This window comes from Acinetobacter sp. YH12200, assembly GCF_013418175.1.
Lineage (GTDB): Bacteria > Pseudomonadota > Gammaproteobacteria > Pseudomonadales > Moraxellaceae > Acinetobacter > Acinetobacter pseudolwoffii.
Window position 1 is genome coordinate 169,189 of the sequence record NZ_VPCO01000002.1, and the last position, 16,211, is coordinate 185,399.

Genomic DNA, 16,211 nt, shown 5'->3' on the forward strand with positions numbered 1-16,211 from the left:
AATACCTTTAAACAAGAAGAGTCATCTATGCATCTGTCGTGATTTCAGCTTTACTGGCCAATTGAGGCTAACTTAAAAATCAAGAATAAATCAGATATATGGCATCCGATTAACCGGAGCGTTATAAAGCTCAACTGATCTTATACGATTAGCATCCTAAAATTAGTTTAATATTCACACAATATAATAATGCTTAAAAATAAGGAAATTCATGACCACTTATCAAATTCAATGTCATTTAAAATATAAGGTTGTCCAGACCACAGAATTTGTTTTTCTGATTCAGGCGGCACATCATTCCGATCAAACTATTCTTGAACAACAACTGACATTTAATATGCCTGTCGTATGGCGTGAATTCCAGGATTTAAATCATCAAAATCGTTATATACGTCTGCATGTCCAACCTTGTGATGTCTTTGAAGTTCATTATAACGCGACAGTTGAACGTCATCCGGTGATCAATGCAGATGCGCAGCATAATCTGAATGAAGTGCTGATTCCGGATTTGCCTGATGCGGTGCTGCCTTATTTGCTGGCCAGCCGTTACTGTAATTCGGATTTATTTGCAGAAATGGCCAATCGGTCCTTTGGCTGGATGACGCCGGGTTATGCGCGGGTCAAAGCGATTGAACAATGGATTTATAACAATATATTTTATGTTTCTGGCAGCACGGATCAGTTTAGTACTGCAACAGATGTGCTCATCCATCGGGCGGGCGTCTGTCGTGACTTTGCTCATTTAGGTATTGCGCTGTGTCGTGCTTTAGGCATTCCAGCACGCATGGTGGTCGGTTATGTCGAAATCGAAAAGTTTTTACCCGATTTTCACGCCATTTTTGAAGCTTATTTAGAGGGTGGGTGGGTACTGTTTGATCCGACCCGTTTGGCGCCTGTAGAAAATTTAATTCGGATTGGCACTGGCGTCGATGCCGGAGATGTGGCATTTTCGACCTTCTATGGTGAGGTCGAGCTGATTAAAATCGAGCCGATTATTCGCTCTGAATCAGATGAAAATCCGCTATCAAAGCCTACTGAAATTACTGCAAAATAACATGATTTTAAACAGTTTTATCAGCTTCATTGTAAGTCATGATGTTGTTGGAATATGCAGAAGCATAAAGCCTTAGCTATTCAAAACCATTTTGATAATAAGCAATCATGCCGACATTTTTTTTCTAAAAAGTAGGCATACATGCAACATTAAAAGATATAAAACAAATATACCTTTAAGGCTGCTTGGTTCTATAATGCGGAAAATCGATAAAAAGTAAATCAGGTAGACTGTGTTTCACTCAAATCTAGACTGGCTCAATACCTTAAAACCAAACTTCAAAGTCCTTCCGCTCAAAGACCGTCTGTTATGCGGCATCGGTGCCCTGATCGGCTTGGCCGTATCTTCATTGCTGAGTTTGTGGATTCTGGGTGATTTTAAGGCCTGGTATATTGCACCGATGGGGGCGTCTTCGGTGTTGCTGTTTGCAGTGCCGGCCAGTCCTCTGGCACAGCCCTGGAATATTATGGTGGGGAATACCATTGCGGCTGTGGTCGGCGTAACCTGTGCATTATTCATGGCCAATCCGACTGAAGCTTTTAGTGTCGCCGTCGCTCTGTCGATTATGCTGATGATGACCACAGATTCCTTGCATCCCCCGAGTGGTGCGGTCGCGATTACTGCGGTCTTGGGCGGAAATGCGGTACATGATCTGGGCTATGCCTTTGTGTTTTATCCGGTGCTCTTAAATTCACTGCTGCTGATGATCATCGCCATTGTATTTAACCGCATGATTGGCAAGAGCTATCCGCAGCAGGCGCAACTGAATACCCGTTCTAAAGATCCAACCCCGACCCAGAAAGTTACCATTCAGCCGCAGGATATTCAGGACGTGCTAGACCAGCAAACAGAATTGCTGGATATCAGTGAATATGACCTGCAAAAGATTATTCTGGAAGCACAGGATATTGCCAATGCGCGCGCGGTGCATGAATTTACTTGTCAGGATATTATGACCAAAGATGTGGTCACGCTGCATGAAAATGACAATATTCATCATGCGCTGGACAAGTTTAAACAGATGAACCTGATGAGCCTGCCCGTGGTCAATGCAGAAGAAAAACTGGTCGGTACTTTGGCCATGTATGACGTGGTGGAATGGTTTAAGCGTGCTTCAGATATTCGCAGCAGTTGGGAAGATCAGGTCAGGCATATTATGAGCTTAAAAGTCGTCACGGTGCAGCCGACCCAGCCGATTCAGGATCTGGTGCCTTATTTTGTTGAACGTTCTTTTAATTATATTCCGGTGGTCAGTCAACAACGGCTGGTGGGAATTATCAGTCGTGCCGATATCATTGCTGCACTGAATCAGGAACTCAATCAACTTAAGATCAAAAGCAGAACTGAATAAGATGATTTTAGAGAAATTATCTGAGTTTAATGCATCTGCTTTGAGCAAGGATTTTGCTTAAAAAGCAGCGATACTTGCCAATAAAAAAGCACGCCAAAACGTGCTTTTTTATTGGACTTGGTTTAGAGGAAGAACCAGTAAATAAACAGTGAAATAATAAAGATACACATAATATTCAGTACAAAACCGACTTTCATCATTTCGCTTTGCTGGATATGACCGGTTCCAAAAACAATCGCATTGGGCGGGGTAGCTACCGGCAGCATAAAGGCACATGAGGCACCAATACCAATGACAATCACCAGAATTTCTTTGGGCATGCCCATCTGATCCGCAATTGCGGCAAATACTGGTACCAGCAGGGCAGCCGAAGCGGTATTACTGGTAAATTCAGTCAGGAAGATAATAAAAGTGGCGACTACAAAAATAATCATCAGCGGGGAGGCATCACCAAAGGCATTGGCCAGAGTTTGCCCCAGTACCAGCGAACTGCCTGAATCCTTCAGAATGGCACTCAAGGTCAGACCACCACCAAATAGGTACAAGACCCCCCAGTCGGTATTTTCTGCAATCTGTTTCCAGCTTGCGGTACCTAGAATTACCACCATACAGGCAGCCGAAATTGCAATCCAGGTATCCGGCTGAGAAATACCAAAAATTTCGGTGAATTTTTTACTGAAAATCCAGGCAATTGCAGTACAGAGAAAGAGGATCATGGTGGCTATACGGGTGCCGGTCCAGGGAATATCTTCGGTCACAAATTGTACTTTGTGATTTAGTTTTGGACGTAGTACCAGATATAAACTGACTAGCATGGCGGGGAGAATAATGAACATCATCGGCAAGCCGATTTTCATCCAGTCGGCAAAATCATAGCCGAGTGCCTTGGCGGCAATGGCATTCGGAGGGGAACCGACCATGGTGCCCAGCCCGCCAATACTGGCCGAATAGGCAATGCCGAGCAGGATAAAGACAAAAGTTTTACGATCCTTGCTGACATCCAGATGTGAAAGCAAGCCTAAGGCCAAAGGCAGCATCATGGCAGCAGTGGCCGTATTGGAAATCCACATGGACAGCAGCGCCGTCACCACAAAAATCGCCAGTACAGAAATACCCAAATGCCCACCAGACATGGAGATAATCCACATGGCAATTTTCCGGTCCAGCTTCTGGATATGCAATGCCGTTGCCAGCGCAAAACCACCAAAAAACAGGAAAATGACAGGATCGGCAAAAGTGGCCAAAGCGGCTTGTGTGGTGATGGGAACCAGTCCCCCGTCAGAGGCCATTGGCATGGCGAGTAACACCGCCATCACTGGAACTAAAAGTGCGGTAATGGTGATATGAATCGCTTCAGTCAGCCAGAGAATACCGATAAAAGCCAGCAGAGCCAGACCCTTATTGGCATTCTGGTCATAGGGCAGATAAAGATAGAGGCTATAGGCCACAATAGCTGCAACAACAATAAGGATCCAGCCTTTGAGCAGCCCTTTAGGCATCGCATTGGTTGGGGTGGCTAGATTGGTCTGAGTCATATGCTCTCCTTGCAAGGTTTTTATTTACGTCATTTTTTTATATCAGCTTTGAATTTGTAATTTTGCTTTGTTTAAAAAATACCCTATTTAAAGATACTATAACCAGATTGTTGCAATAATCCAGCACTTTGCCAGAGGGCATACAGGCCCAAGCCAAAAAGTAAAGCCAGGACAATCCATTTGAAGTGCTGCTGAGATAAACGATGGCGTATTTTGCCTCCGATCCAGACACCAGCAAGGGCGAATAAGCTGATCCCGATCAGAATATGCTGTTGATGGGTTTCCAGTGTGATCAGAATTGGAAATAGTAAAATCAGCTGGATCAGTTTACCGGCAATAAAATTGAGATTACTGATAATAACAATATCTATCTTTGAGAGCTGGCAACTCATCAGATACATCATCAGAAAAGGTGCCATAGCATTGGTCGCACCTCCAATAATGCCGGCCAGTAAACCAAAACAGAGCATGCTGGAAATATGCGGACTAACTTGTAAGGGTCGTGCCCGTAACTGGTCCAAGACATAAAATACAATTACCAGACCCAATAACAGTTTTAAATAAGCCTCATTTAGCCAAAGTAACAGCTTGACCCCGAGTACACTGCCGATCAGGCTACTAAGCATTAATGGCCAATAGCGTTTTATATAATAGCCAATACTATTCAACAGACTATGTGCAGGATCGGCATTCAGCATGATCAGATTCAGCAGCAAACAGGGCAGAATGACAAGGGTAACCGCGATGCTAAGCGGATATGCGCTGGACAGAACAGCCGTACTCATCATGGGAAAGCCAAAGCCGCTTAAACCATGCAGCAGGGCTGCTACGGCACAGAGCCACAGCATCATCCATTCTGCCTGAGTCATCTGACATCCATTTCAAACATTGGAATATTGAATTTATCGCTAATTGAGCTAAAAGATAAAGTAAAAAGCTGTCATACAGCATAGAAATAACAAAAATATAGGCAAAAAAAAGCCACGATAATCTAGGGGAATTATCGTGGCATCAAAATCTCACCCCATTAGACTGGGTGAAGGAGGAAGCACTTCAATACATCTTGCTATAAATTAGAATGCAGATTAATAGCGTTTATCCTGATTGACGGTGCGCACAGGATTTTGATAGTCCTGAACTTGCTGAACCTTGTCCTGTTCAATGCTGTACTGCTTTTTTGGCATGATTAACCACAGAACCAGATAGACCAGAATACCCGGAAATGCAGCACTCATGACCGAAATCACCACAAAGATAAGGCGTAATAAATTTGCGTTCCAACCAAAACGTTCAGCAATACCACCCATCACACCTGCAATCATGTTTGAGCGGTTAGAGCGATATAAACCAACATTGGCCATTAAAATCTCCTGATTAAAAATAGGGTTGAATCCTAAAACAGATCCATACTTCAAAAATGGAGTTGGATCAAAATTTTTAAAGTGCTGATTGCAAATAAATTCGTTAAGTAATGTTAATAAAGATTAAATCCAGCTCTAAGAGCCACTAACATAGTGAAAATTCTATTGAACTCTTGTGTAAAGTTCATTGGCTTGCAATGTGCTCTGTACGTGCTGTGTTTCCTAATTTAGGTATGCTTTAAAATGAAATTGGATGTATCAAGTTGTACATTAAGCAGTTTTTTTAAATTCGGCCTAATGTTGGGGGGAATGGGCATGCTACAGGCTTGTGATCGCCATCAAGTCAAGCCTGAGCAGGAGCTTCAGGCAGAATCAGGGCAGGAGGGGGTGAAAATTTCCGCTGCGAATGCACAGCCAGATGTCGTTCCGGTGAGTGCAAAATCTTTAACTCAGGTAGCAGGGCAAGCTACCCTTCGGGCAGAAACCGAGTCAAATCTGGCCGTCGTACCAGATTATGCCAAAGATTTTATCGGCCGCTATTATACCGAGATCGACTGTGATGGTAACTTTGCGCCCTGCAATGAGGGTAAGGCAGAATTTATTTTGACCTTAATGCCGGATGGTACGGTGCATCGCAGCATTTTGCAGTATGGCAAAGTGTTTATTGATAATGCCAAAAGTAGCACTGCCAGCAATATCACCTATCGCAAAGACCGTTGGTTTATCAATCCGGAGCGTACCGAGGTGGTGGTGAGTCGTAAAGAAGGGGCGAGCTTTTATTATACGATTAAGGATTCGAACCATCTGGTGATGAATCTGGACAAAATCTATAGTGAAAAGGAAAGAATCAATCGTGAATTATTTGATCGCGGCTATCCTGCACCCTCTAAAGCTTATGAGCTGGTAAAAGACACCACATTTGATATTAGAAAATAATGCGATAAGAAACGGCGCTGCTCTTTTTTTAGAATTGGATTAAAGAAAACTATTTAAAAATCAAAACAAGTTTTGAAGACAAATCAGCCTAAAATCCAAGCGTGAACATATAATAGCAGCTGATAGAAAGCAAATGAAAATAGTGTAGGGGATGTTTCAGAAGACATTCTAAGTAAAGAATGGTGGGCCGTCCGCGACTCGAACGCGGGACCAATGGATTAAAAGTCCACTGCTCTACCAACTGAGCTAACGGCCCATTCTGGGTAATCAAAATGACTTTGATTGAGATTTCTAAAACTGATGTTTTAGAATGATGGTGGGCCGTCCGCGACTCGAACGCGGGACCAATGGATTAAAAGTCCACTGCTCTACCAACTGAGCTAACGGCCCATCAAGGGATATCAAAGAAATGGTGGGCCGTCCGCGACTCGAACGCGGGACCAATGGATTAAAAGTCCACTGCTCTACCAACTGAGCTAACGGCCCTGAACCGGCATTCAAACTAGGTTTGAATGTATAGTGCAAGTCAAGCTAAATAGCTTAAAGCACCACTTTGTTTGATGGAGCGTATTGTAGCAAGATCTCATTTCAGCGCAAGCAAAAAATAACAAAGTTGCCCATGTTTGATTATAAATAGAACAATTGTGCTTTATCTAAACAAAAAATAGGCAACTTCAGTACTTAGAAGCGATATTGGTAGGCCTGAATGTTGGCAAAAATCTCTGCTGTGAGCTCAGAATAGGCCGTTGCACCTGGTAATAGAACCAACAGGCGTTCATCGGTTTTATTCGGATCGAATGCTTGCTCTTTCAACCTGTTTTTCTGGTATTTAAAGGTGCCTGTCGTTTCGACTTGCTGCTGGATACGTAAAAACACCGGAACGGCATAAGCAGGCAAGCATTTTTTAAAGCAAGCGGCCATGGCTGCTAAATCTGCATCATCCAATTTTACATCGGGTTGCAGGGTAATCGCGGCCATACCGGCACGACCATTGGTATTGGGAATTTCTACGCCATAGACCACGGCTTCAACAATTTTGTCATACTCGGTGAGCATATTTTCGACTTCGGTGGTCGAGACATTTTCACCTTTCCAGCGGAAAGTATCACCTAAGCGGTCGACAAACTGGGCATGACGAAAGCCGATATTACGTACCAGATCGCCCGTATTGAAATAAGCATCACCTTTGCCAAATACATCCTGCATGATCACGGACTTGTTTTTTTCCGAGTCGGTATAACCATCAAAGGGTGAGCGGCGGGTAATTTTACCAATCAGTAAACCTGTTTCACCTTTTTTCACCCGTTTGCAGTGACCCTTGTTATCCCGAACCGGTTCATTTTTATCTTTATCAAAGGCAATAATGGCATAGGGTGTCGGGGAGAAACCGACGGTATTGTCAAAATTGAAAATATTGCTAAAACCGACATTGCCTTCACTGGACGCATACAATTCCAGCACTTCCTGAATCCCAAAACGGGATTTGAACTTGTCCCAGATATTCGGGCGCATGCCATTTCCAATCATTCGGGTGACCCGATGGTCTTTTTCCAGTTCAGAGGGAGGGGCATCCATCAGATAGCGGCACAACTCACCGACATAGCCAATTGCAGAAGCATCAAATTTCTTTACATCTTTCCAGAAGGAGGAGGTCGAGAATTTACGTCGAATCGCAAGCGTTCCTGCACCTGCAATCACACCACACCAGCACACCACCATGCCTGTGGCATGATAAAGCGGCAGGGTGCAGTACATCACATCATTTTTTTTGAGGTTTAGCACATGGCCATAGGTGCCATAAGCCAGCGTCCAGCGCCCGTTGGTAAAGATGACTGCCTTAGGCAGGCCGGTGGTGCCCGACGTATAAATGTAGAACAGCCCATCTTTGCCTTGCACCGAATGGGTGGTCGGTGGATTGAATTTCGGGGAGAGATCGATTTTTTCAGCCAGATTGATAAAGCCCGCAGGCGCCTGACCCGGATCGGCTTGAGTATTTTGATCGGCAAACCAATGCAGGCGATCACTGCTAATATTGAGGTCATCACGAATCTCGTTGACCGCGTTCCGGCACTCTTCACCGACAATCACCGCAATTGGTTTGACCAGGTTGATACTGTGGGTCAGCACCTTACCCACTTGCGAGGTATTGACCAGTGCCGTGGTGACACCGAGTTTGGCCAGACCGAGCACGCTGGCAATCAGTTCAGGGCGGTTCTCGACCATCAGCGCCACGACATCACCTTTTTTGGCACCCAAGGAAAGATAAAAATGTGCAATCTGGTTGGCCCAGGCATTAAGAGCGGTATAACTATAGCTTTGATCTTCGAAACGCAAAGCGATACCTTCCGGATTACGCTGTGAAGCTTTTTCAAAAGCCAGACCCAGACCGGCCGGTGTATTCGGAGTACGTAAATAAGCCTGTCTTAGCCCAGTCAGCAAATTAGGCACTTTGATTAAGAAGGCCGGGATTTTGGCAGCGACATCTGCAATACCAATAAGATCGTGCGGTTTCATTTGGGTCATGAGAATCCTATTTGTTTTTCGTATCCGATAGGTTTAATTTATATACAGTAGACAAGCTATCCATCTTTTAACGTTAAAAAGCTAGTGCAATCTACCTATTTTGACCAAATCTAGCAAAAAAAACCTAGTCATCGAAATGACTAGGTTTTTTTATGTGACTGCAATTGGGCAAATTATGACTCAGTTGCAGTATTGGCTTTTTTCGGTGGACGGCCACGTGGACGACGCGGGCGAGCAGCTTGCTTCTCGGCTTTTTCCGCTTCGCTGGCTTCAGCTTCCTCTAGGGTCGCTTCTGCCACATCTTTGCTTTTTGCCACAGGCGCTTCTGTTTCAGCACTTGCTTCAGCTGGAGCAGCTTCTTCGACCTGAACTTCAGCTGGTGCAACTTCAGTGGTCACTTCTACTGGTGCTGCGGTTTCAGTTGCTGGTTCCGTCGGCTGAGTATTTTCTGTCGTTTCAATCACTGCTTCCGATGCTATAGGTGCTTCAGTTACAGCTGCTTCAACAGGTTCAGCTGGTGCTTCTACTGCTACAGGTTCTGGCGCAGCTTCAACTGCCGGCGCGGCTTCCACTTTTGCCTGCTGTTTGGCTTGTTGCAAAGCCTGCTCCGCAGCCTGTTTAGCCAAACGGCGACGCTCACGTGGATCGTTGGCAACACGCTTGTCTGAGACCGGTTTTGGTGGGTTCAGGTCCAGGACTGGAGCAGGCTCTGCTTCAACCTTGGCTACCGTTACTTCAACATCACGGGTGACCGGTTTTTTCTCTGCAGCAGCAGCAGGCGCTGCGGCAGCCACCAGACTCGCGTTGTACTCTTTCGTGAACTTTTCTAAAGCACGGTTGAAGGTTGGTAATAAACCAAACTGTTCAATCAGCACTGAGCAGTCTTCACCATAGACATGACGAATCAGGCTACCAATGGTGAACTGGCCCAAAGTTGGCACTTGTGACGGTGTTAACTGCTGAGCTGCAGGTTGTTGCGACTGTGCTGCACGCTGCTGGCGACGACGCTGACGCGGATCGTTGCTGGCCCGTGTTTTTTCAGACGTTGCTTCAGTCGCTACAATTTCTTCCACAGGAGCTGTCAAGGTGGCTTCAACCACATTTTCAGCTGCAGCCGCTTCAACTGGCGCATCTACCGGTGCAGTGGCTTCAACTGCTGGCGTTGCAACTGTAGCATTGTCATTCAATGCCACGATTTCGCTTTTTGCCTGGTCAATATTTACGACCATTGCTGTTGGCATCACATCCGTACGGGGTGCATCGACCAATTCAACACGAAGCTGCTTGTCATTGACGGCCGGCGCTTCAACAACTGCAGGAGCTGCCTGAGGCGCTTGTTCGTTCAGAACACTTGGATCGCGGTGGCGATTTGGGCGTTCCGGACGTTGCTGGTTGCGGCGGTCACGGCGCGGCATTGCCTGTTGTGGCTGTTGTTCATTGTTCTGAACATCATTTTGCTGCGCTGGCTCGTTGTGATGCTGACGGCGAGAATGACGCTTGTTTTCACGTGCTTCATGGCGTTGTTCTTGACGAGACACCTGAACCACTTCTTCATGCACTTGATGTTGCTGAGGTGCAGGAGCTTCAGACTGAACCTGCTCGCGCGGTTCTTTGTGCTTCGGGTTCGGGTTGCGCGGTTTCTTGTTGTGACGTGGTGCCCTTTCTTCACGCTCTGCCGGTTTTTCTGCCGCATCACGTTCCTGTTTTTGTGCAACAGTCGATGGTGCCAGGTAAGCATTATTGTTGCTTGATACAGCAGCAGGTTGTGCTACGTGCTGTGGTGCTGGCTGTGCAACCGGTGCAGCCACCTGACCGAACTGGCCACGACTTACCGCACCGCCATTGATCATTTGTTCAATCGCTGCTGCAGCATTATTGGCAGTACGTGATGGATCAACAGTCGCTGCCTGTTTTTGTACAAACAGGTTTTCTAACCATGCACATGGGCTGCTTGAAGCTACTGGAGCTACTGCCTGTACAGGTGTTTGCTGTGCCACTTGCGGTTGAGCCGGCTGGTTTTGTGGATTGCGGCGTTTATTGTTATTACGGCCGTTGTTTTGTTGCGGCTGTGAAGGCGCTGGTGCTGCGTGTTGCGCATGCTGCTCTTCTTCTAGATGCCATTCAGAAGACTCATAGCCCAATTCTTTTTCACTTGAACGGGTCGCTTCGGTACGTTCATAGCTGGTTGGGGCAAAGCCTTCGGCATTATAGGTAATTTCATAATGCGGTGTTTCTAGATGCGGATGCGGCAATACTGTCACACGTACATTCGAGGTCTGTTCCAGATATACCAAGGTATGACGCTTTTCATTCAACATGAATGCAGCAATTTCGACCGGAACTTCGACCTGAACTTCACCTTGACGTTCACGCAGCGCAATCTCTTCCACTTTACGCATGATTGAAAGTGAAAGTGAACGCAAGTCACGCACCATGCCGGTACCATGACAGCGTGGGCAGACATAGCCAGTCGCTTCTTCAAGAGAAGGACGTAGACGCTGACGGCTCATTTCCATCAGGCCAAAACGTGACAATTGACCGAATTGAATACGGGCACGGTCACTCTGGGTCGCTTCACGAAGTTTCGCTTCCACCATACGCTGGTTGCGATCTTTGGTCATGTCGATAAAGTCGATCACCACCAGGCCGCCGATATCGCGTAAACGCAATTGACGCGCAATTTCTTCTGCAGCTTCAATATTGGTGTTCAGCGCAGTATCTTCAACATCACTACCGCGGGTCGATTTTGCTGAGTTGATATCGATCGACACCAAAGCTTCAGTTTGATCGATGACGATCGAACCGCCAGAAGGCAGTTTTACTTCACGTTCATAGGCAGTCTGAATCTGGCTTTCAATCGCGAAATGAGCAAATAAAGGCTCATTTAAGGTATAGGTTTTTAGTTTGTCGAGTTGACGTGGCATCACTGCTTTTACGAAGTTATAAGCTTCGTTATAGGCTTGCTCAGAGTCAATCAGAATTTCCGCAACATCATCACGCAGGTAGTCACGAATGGCACGTGTCACCACACCCGCTTCCTGATGCACCAACATTGGAGATGGGCCAGAACTTGCTGTTTTCTGGATTTGTGCCCAAAGGTCAAGCAGATGTTGCAGATCAAGTTGCAGCTCTTCTTGTGAACGGCCGATGCCGGCAGTACGCACAATCACGCTCATGCCACGTGGTACGTTAAGCGTCGCCAGCATTTCTTTCAGTTCTTCACGCACAGCACCAGAAATTTGACGGCTGATACCACCACCTTTCGGGTTGTTTGGCATTAAAACCAGGTAACGGCCAGCAAGTGAAATAAACGTAGACAGGGCAGCACCTTTATTGCCACGCTCTTCTTTTTCCACCTGAACCAAAAGCTCGGTGCCTTCCGTGATCAGTTCACGGATATTTGAGGTCTGGCGTGGATCGGCTTTGTAATATGAGTTTGCGATTTCACGCATCGACAGGAAGCCTTGACGACCTGCACCATATTCGACGAATACAGCTTCTAAAGAAGGCTCAACGCGAGTCACGTGACCTTTATAGATATTGGATTTTTTTTGTTCACGGGTACGATTCTCTAAATCAAAATCGTAAAGACGCTGACCAGTGACAAGTGCAACGCGAATTTCTTCGGCATGTGTTGCATTAATCAACATACGTTTCATGGGTGTAACACCTTATAGTGATACACAGCAAAAAATCGCTATACACGTAGCGAACATCACACATCACGGATCAATGGCTCAAATCTGCAATGAATTTCATTGTGGTCTGAGTCTTTTCTTACCGGCTTCTACTTGTATAGATAGGCTTCGGTTTTGATTCACGTATTGATGATGGCAATACGGCTTCAATCTTTAAACGGATTAAAGTCACCTGAACGCTTCACTGGCGGACGAGCGGTGCATTGGATGTATGTAACTTTCACTGTCACATTGCTCGAAGATCATCCCTTCTTTATAGAAAGTGTCTTGATACGGAATTGTCGTCGTATCTTTACAAACTGTGCAGATCCAATGCATCGACGCTGTAGCCTGAAGTCGTCTTCAGGGTGCGACTAATCTGATGTGTATCAGTTTACGTTTAAAAACCAACGAAAGTTGGCGACATATTTTTTAAGACAAACTGATTTATGTACCTGAGGTACAATTAAACGCAACAGTTTGCTTTGTTTGCCGATATAATAAGCCTTCGGCGTCGGCATAATTCTTTGGGGACCTTCCCGTATCATGTGAGTCTTTAATTGAACAATCAAGTTCAGAAAAATCTGAAATGATTCAACTTTTACCCACAAACGATGGTTTCCGTGCGCTGACTATATCAAACCTTGCATCATCTGCCTATGGGCTAAGCTTATGTTTCTTGTGTAAAGCATAACCTAAGTGATCAGTTTTTAATCAATTTTAGTATTTTTTGGGTCATAGTAACTGTATGAATTCTACGCAACAATGGCAAAACGTCACTTGGTTTGAAGTGGATGAACATCAAGATGGACAACGCATCGATAATTTCCTGTTTAGTCGTTTGAAAGGTGTGCCAAAAAGCCGTATCTATCGCCTGATTCGTGAAGGCCAGGTGCGCGTCAATAAAAAACGCATCAAGGCAGAAACCAAACTGGCGATTGCTGATCAGATTCGTGTTGCACCGATCCGTTATGAGCAAAAAGATGAATCTGCTGCGCCCATCTCTGACAAGGTTGCCAATGGTTTGTTGGCCCGCGTGATCTATGAAGATGAAGGTCTGATGGTGGTGAATAAACCTTCGGGCATCGCGGTACATGGCGGTAGTGGTGTCGCATATGGTCTGATCGAAGGCTTACGTGCAGCGACTGGGAAAAAATATCTGGAACTGATTCATCGTATTGACCGTGACACGTCTGGTCTGGTGATGATCTCGAAAAAACGTAGCGTACTGAAAAGCTTACAGGACATGCTGCGTGAACATAAAATTAAAAAAACCTATGCTGCTGTGGTCAAAGGTAACGTAGCACTTGACCGTCAGTTGATTGATGCGCCTTTACATCGCTATGAGCTGGCCAATGGCGAGCGTCGTGTCTGTGTATCGCCGAAAGAAGGTAAAGAGTCGAAGACGCAGTGGAATGTGCAGGAACGCTTTATGCATGCCACACTGGTCTATGCCTCTCCACTTTCGGGTCGTACCCATCAGATTCGTGTACATGGTTTGAGTATTGGGCATCCGCTAGTAGGCGATGAAAAATATGGTCATGAAACTGGTTATAACGGGCCGAAACCGCGCCGCTTGTGTCTGCATGCCATGCGTCTGGAGATTCCGGGTTATGCCATGATTGAAGCACCTTTGCCGGAAGATATGCAGAGTCTGGTGGCGCAGTTAAGAGCACAGAAAGCGGATAAGCCGACGGCTCAGTAAAGACTTATTTTTTTTCTTTTAATAAATTCAATCCACCCTAACCCTCCTTTGAAAAAGGAGGGAATTCCCCTCTTTCTTAAAGAGGGGCTAGGGGAGATTTTAGGCATTAAACCTCTCTCTAGCCCTCTTCTACAAGGAGAGGGCTAGAGAGAGGTGGTAAAGCTACCTAACCTTGAATCAAATTTAGGAAACCTTATGAACACACCTGTAAAACTGGTCATTTTTGATTGGGATGGCACGTTATTTGATTCGATCAGTCAAATCGTGGCGAGTTTGCAGTTTGCAGCACAGCAGTTTCAGCAGCCCTTAAGCGATGAAGACGCGAAAAGCATTATTGGCTTAGGTTTGCCTGAAGTGGCACAGCGTTTATTTCCGAATGTGCCTGAATTGCATGCCAATATTTTACAAAGTTATTCCGAACACTATGTGGCAAACTCTTCCGGAGATTCCTGGTTTGAAGGGGTGGCACATATGCTTGCAGATTTGCAGCAACACGGTGTGAAGCTGGCAGTGGCGACGGGTAAAAGCCGTAAAGGTCTGGATCGTGTCTTGAAGCAGACCAACAGTGAGCAGCTGTTTGTGACCACGCGTGCTGCCAGTGAAACCCGTTCCAAACCGGATCCACTCATGTTAGAAGAAATACTGGCAGAAACAGGTGTGCAGGCCAAACATGCGCTTATGGTCGGTGACACTTCTTATGATCTGGAAATGGCACAAAATATGGCCATGCCAAGTGTCGGTGTCAGCTATGGCGTGCATGAACCTGAGCTTTTGGCGCAATTCAATCCGGTCTGTATCGTGGATGATGTGACCGCTTTACATGCGGCATTGTTGGCTAAAGTCCAATGGAAACAAGTGATTTAATCTATTATCTTGGTTACAGTAAAAAATGGTATTTCCCCGGTTTAAAACTGCCGGGGAGCGCTACAGATTTAAGCATTTGCTCTTATCTTTTAGTCTAAAGTCACAATTATGTTGATTTTATTCGGTCGGATTAGCAGAGTTTTTCTGCTAAATAATGATGTATTTTAAATACTAACATTTTGTTTTGTCTTGGTTTTTATGGATTTTCTTTATAGATAATAGCTATAGCAAAAAATAAAATAACTATTGGCATAAAAGCCGTATTTTTCCCATTCTAAAACTGTTTATTCCTATGCTCGCTCTGAGAAAGGTAATCCTGACGGATTATCGGCCTGATCATGTCCATATTTTCTGTCCATCTTAGATCTCAGCATAAGCCTAATTTTTGCAGTTTAAGGAAACATTGATGTCGAATTCTGCTGTTGTTGAATCAGTTGCACAAGCCCTTCGTAGCGCTGAATTATCACAAACTGCGATCGCGCCGATTCGCCCAGAACTGGGTGGTGAAAGTGCTGACGTAGATATTGCCTATGCCGTTCAAGAAGTGAATACCGAGCGCGCTTTGTCTGAAGGTCGCCGTCTGGTCGGCCGTAAAATTGGTTTAACCTCTAAAGTGGTTCAAGCGCAACTCGGCGTAGATCAGCCTGACTTCGGTATGTTGTTTGCTGACATGGCCTATGGCGATGGTGAAGTAATTCCTGCAGGTCTGCTGATTCAACCTAAGGTTGAAGCGGAAATCGCATTGGTGATTAACCAGGATTTGACCAAAGAAAAACATACCTATGCTGACATCATCAGCGCGACTGAGTATGCCCTGCCTGCAGTTGAAGTGGTCGATAGCCGGATCGAAAACTGGAAAATCAGTTTAATTGATACAGTTGCAGATAATGCATCTTCCGCAGCATTCGTTTTAGGTTCTCAACCTGTAAAACTTGAAAACCTTGATCTGGTGAACTGCAAAATGGTCATGACCCGTGGTGACGAAGTTGTGTCTCAAGGTGTGGGTAAAGCATGTCTGGCCAATCCACTCAATGCTGCAGTTTGGCTGGCAGATGAAATGGTACGCCGTGGTCGTCCATTACTTGCAGGCGACATTATCTTAACAGGTGCCTTAGGGCCTATGGTTGTGGCTCAACCAGGCGATGAATTCAAAGTTGAAATTGAAGGCTTCGGTTCTGTTACAGCTGCATTTGCTGCTGAATAAT

Annotated in this window: 11 protein-coding genes and 3 tRNA genes; 6 read left to right on the top strand and 8 right to left on the bottom strand. The window is 45.5% G+C overall.

Annotated elements, in window-relative coordinates:
- Positions 1 to 211: 211 nt before the first annotated feature.
- Positions 212 to 1,054, top strand: coding sequence for a transglutaminase family protein (locus tag FTU90_RS02350; protein ID WP_179999123.1), 843 nt, complete (start codon positions 212 to 214; stop codon positions 1,052 to 1,054).
- Between the two features lie 232 nt (positions 1,055 to 1,286).
- The gene (locus tag FTU90_RS02355) at positions 1,287 to 2,405 is read left to right on the top strand and encodes an HPP family protein (RefSeq protein ID WP_180049812.1); all 1,119 of its coding nucleotides are present in this window, start codon (positions 1,287 to 1,289) and stop codon (positions 2,403 to 2,405) included.
- Positions 2,406 to 2,527: 122 nt separating this feature from the next.
- Here the strand turns inward: FTU90_RS02355 and FTU90_RS02360 are convergent, their stop codons facing one another.
- From FTU90_RS02360 to FTU90_RS02370, 3 genes are all read right to left on the bottom strand, one after another.
- The gene (locus tag FTU90_RS02360) at positions 2,528 to 3,940 is read right to left on the bottom strand and encodes a DASS family sodium-coupled anion symporter (RefSeq protein ID WP_005172903.1); all 1,413 of its coding nucleotides are present in this window, start codon (positions 3,938 to 3,940) and stop codon (positions 2,528 to 2,530) included.
- Positions 3,941 to 4,023: 83 nt separating this feature from the next.
- Entirely contained in the window at positions 4,024 to 4,809 is a 786-nt protein-coding gene (locus FTU90_RS02365) for a sulfite exporter TauE/SafE family protein (protein ID WP_100329294.1), read from the bottom strand.
- A gap of 216 nt (positions 4,810 to 5,025) precedes the next feature.
- Positions 5,026 to 5,301, bottom strand: a complete 276-nt coding sequence (locus FTU90_RS02370; protein WP_005172901.1) for a PspC domain-containing protein — start codon at positions 5,299 to 5,301, stop codon at positions 5,026 to 5,028.
- A 243-nt stretch (positions 5,302 to 5,544) separates the two neighbouring features.
- Here FTU90_RS02370 and FTU90_RS02375 point away from each other — a divergent pair, with 243 nt between their 5' ends.
- The gene (locus FTU90_RS02375) at positions 5,545 to 6,237 is read left to right on the top strand and encodes a hypothetical protein (protein WP_180049814.1); all 693 of its coding nucleotides are present in this window, start codon (positions 5,545 to 5,547) and stop codon (positions 6,235 to 6,237) included.
- A gap of 180 nt (positions 6,238 to 6,417) precedes the next feature.
- Here FTU90_RS02375 and FTU90_RS02380 read toward each other — a convergent pair.
- From FTU90_RS02380 to FTU90_RS02400, 5 genes are all read right to left on the bottom strand, one after another.
- Positions 6,418 to 6,493: transfer RNA gene (locus FTU90_RS02380), tRNA-Lys, on the bottom strand.
- A gap of 58 nt (positions 6,494 to 6,551) precedes the next feature.
- Positions 6,552 to 6,627, bottom strand: a tRNA-Lys gene (locus tag FTU90_RS02385).
- A 20-nt stretch (positions 6,628 to 6,647) separates the two neighbouring features.
- Positions 6,648 to 6,723: transfer RNA gene (locus FTU90_RS02390), tRNA-Lys, on the bottom strand.
- Between the two features lie 195 nt (positions 6,724 to 6,918).
- Complete coding sequence (locus tag FTU90_RS02395) at positions 6,919 to 8,760, bottom strand: long-chain-acyl-CoA synthetase (protein WP_180071896.1); 1,842 nt, start codon at positions 8,758 to 8,760, stop codon at positions 6,919 to 6,921.
- A gap of 173 nt (positions 8,761 to 8,933) precedes the next feature.
- Positions 8,934 to 12,419 (bottom strand): Rne/Rng family ribonuclease, encoded by a 3,486-nt coding sequence (locus FTU90_RS02400; protein WP_180071897.1) that lies wholly within the window; start codon positions 12,417 to 12,419, stop codon positions 8,934 to 8,936.
- A 766-nt stretch (positions 12,420 to 13,185) separates the two neighbouring features.
- Between FTU90_RS02400 and FTU90_RS02405 the strand changes: the two genes are divergently transcribed.
- The 3 genes from FTU90_RS02405 to FTU90_RS02415 all read left to right on the top strand — a co-directional run bounded on the left by FTU90_RS02405 (position 13,186) and on the right by FTU90_RS02415 (position 16,210).
- Entirely contained in the window at positions 13,186 to 14,142 is a 957-nt protein-coding gene (locus FTU90_RS02405) for an RluA family pseudouridine synthase (protein ID WP_005095416.1), read from the top strand.
- 195 nt (positions 14,143 to 14,337) lie between these two features.
- Positions 14,338 to 15,006, top strand: coding sequence for an HAD-IA family hydrolase (locus FTU90_RS02410; RefSeq protein WP_180071898.1), 669 nt, complete (start codon positions 14,338 to 14,340; stop codon positions 15,004 to 15,006).
- A 406-nt stretch (positions 15,007 to 15,412) separates the two neighbouring features.
- Positions 15,413 to 16,210: a 2-keto-4-pentenoate hydratase gene (locus FTU90_RS02415; RefSeq protein WP_005095421.1), complete on the top strand. Its 798-nt coding sequence runs from the start codon at positions 15,413 to 15,415 to the stop codon at positions 16,208 to 16,210.
- Position 16,211: the final 1 nt, after the last annotated feature.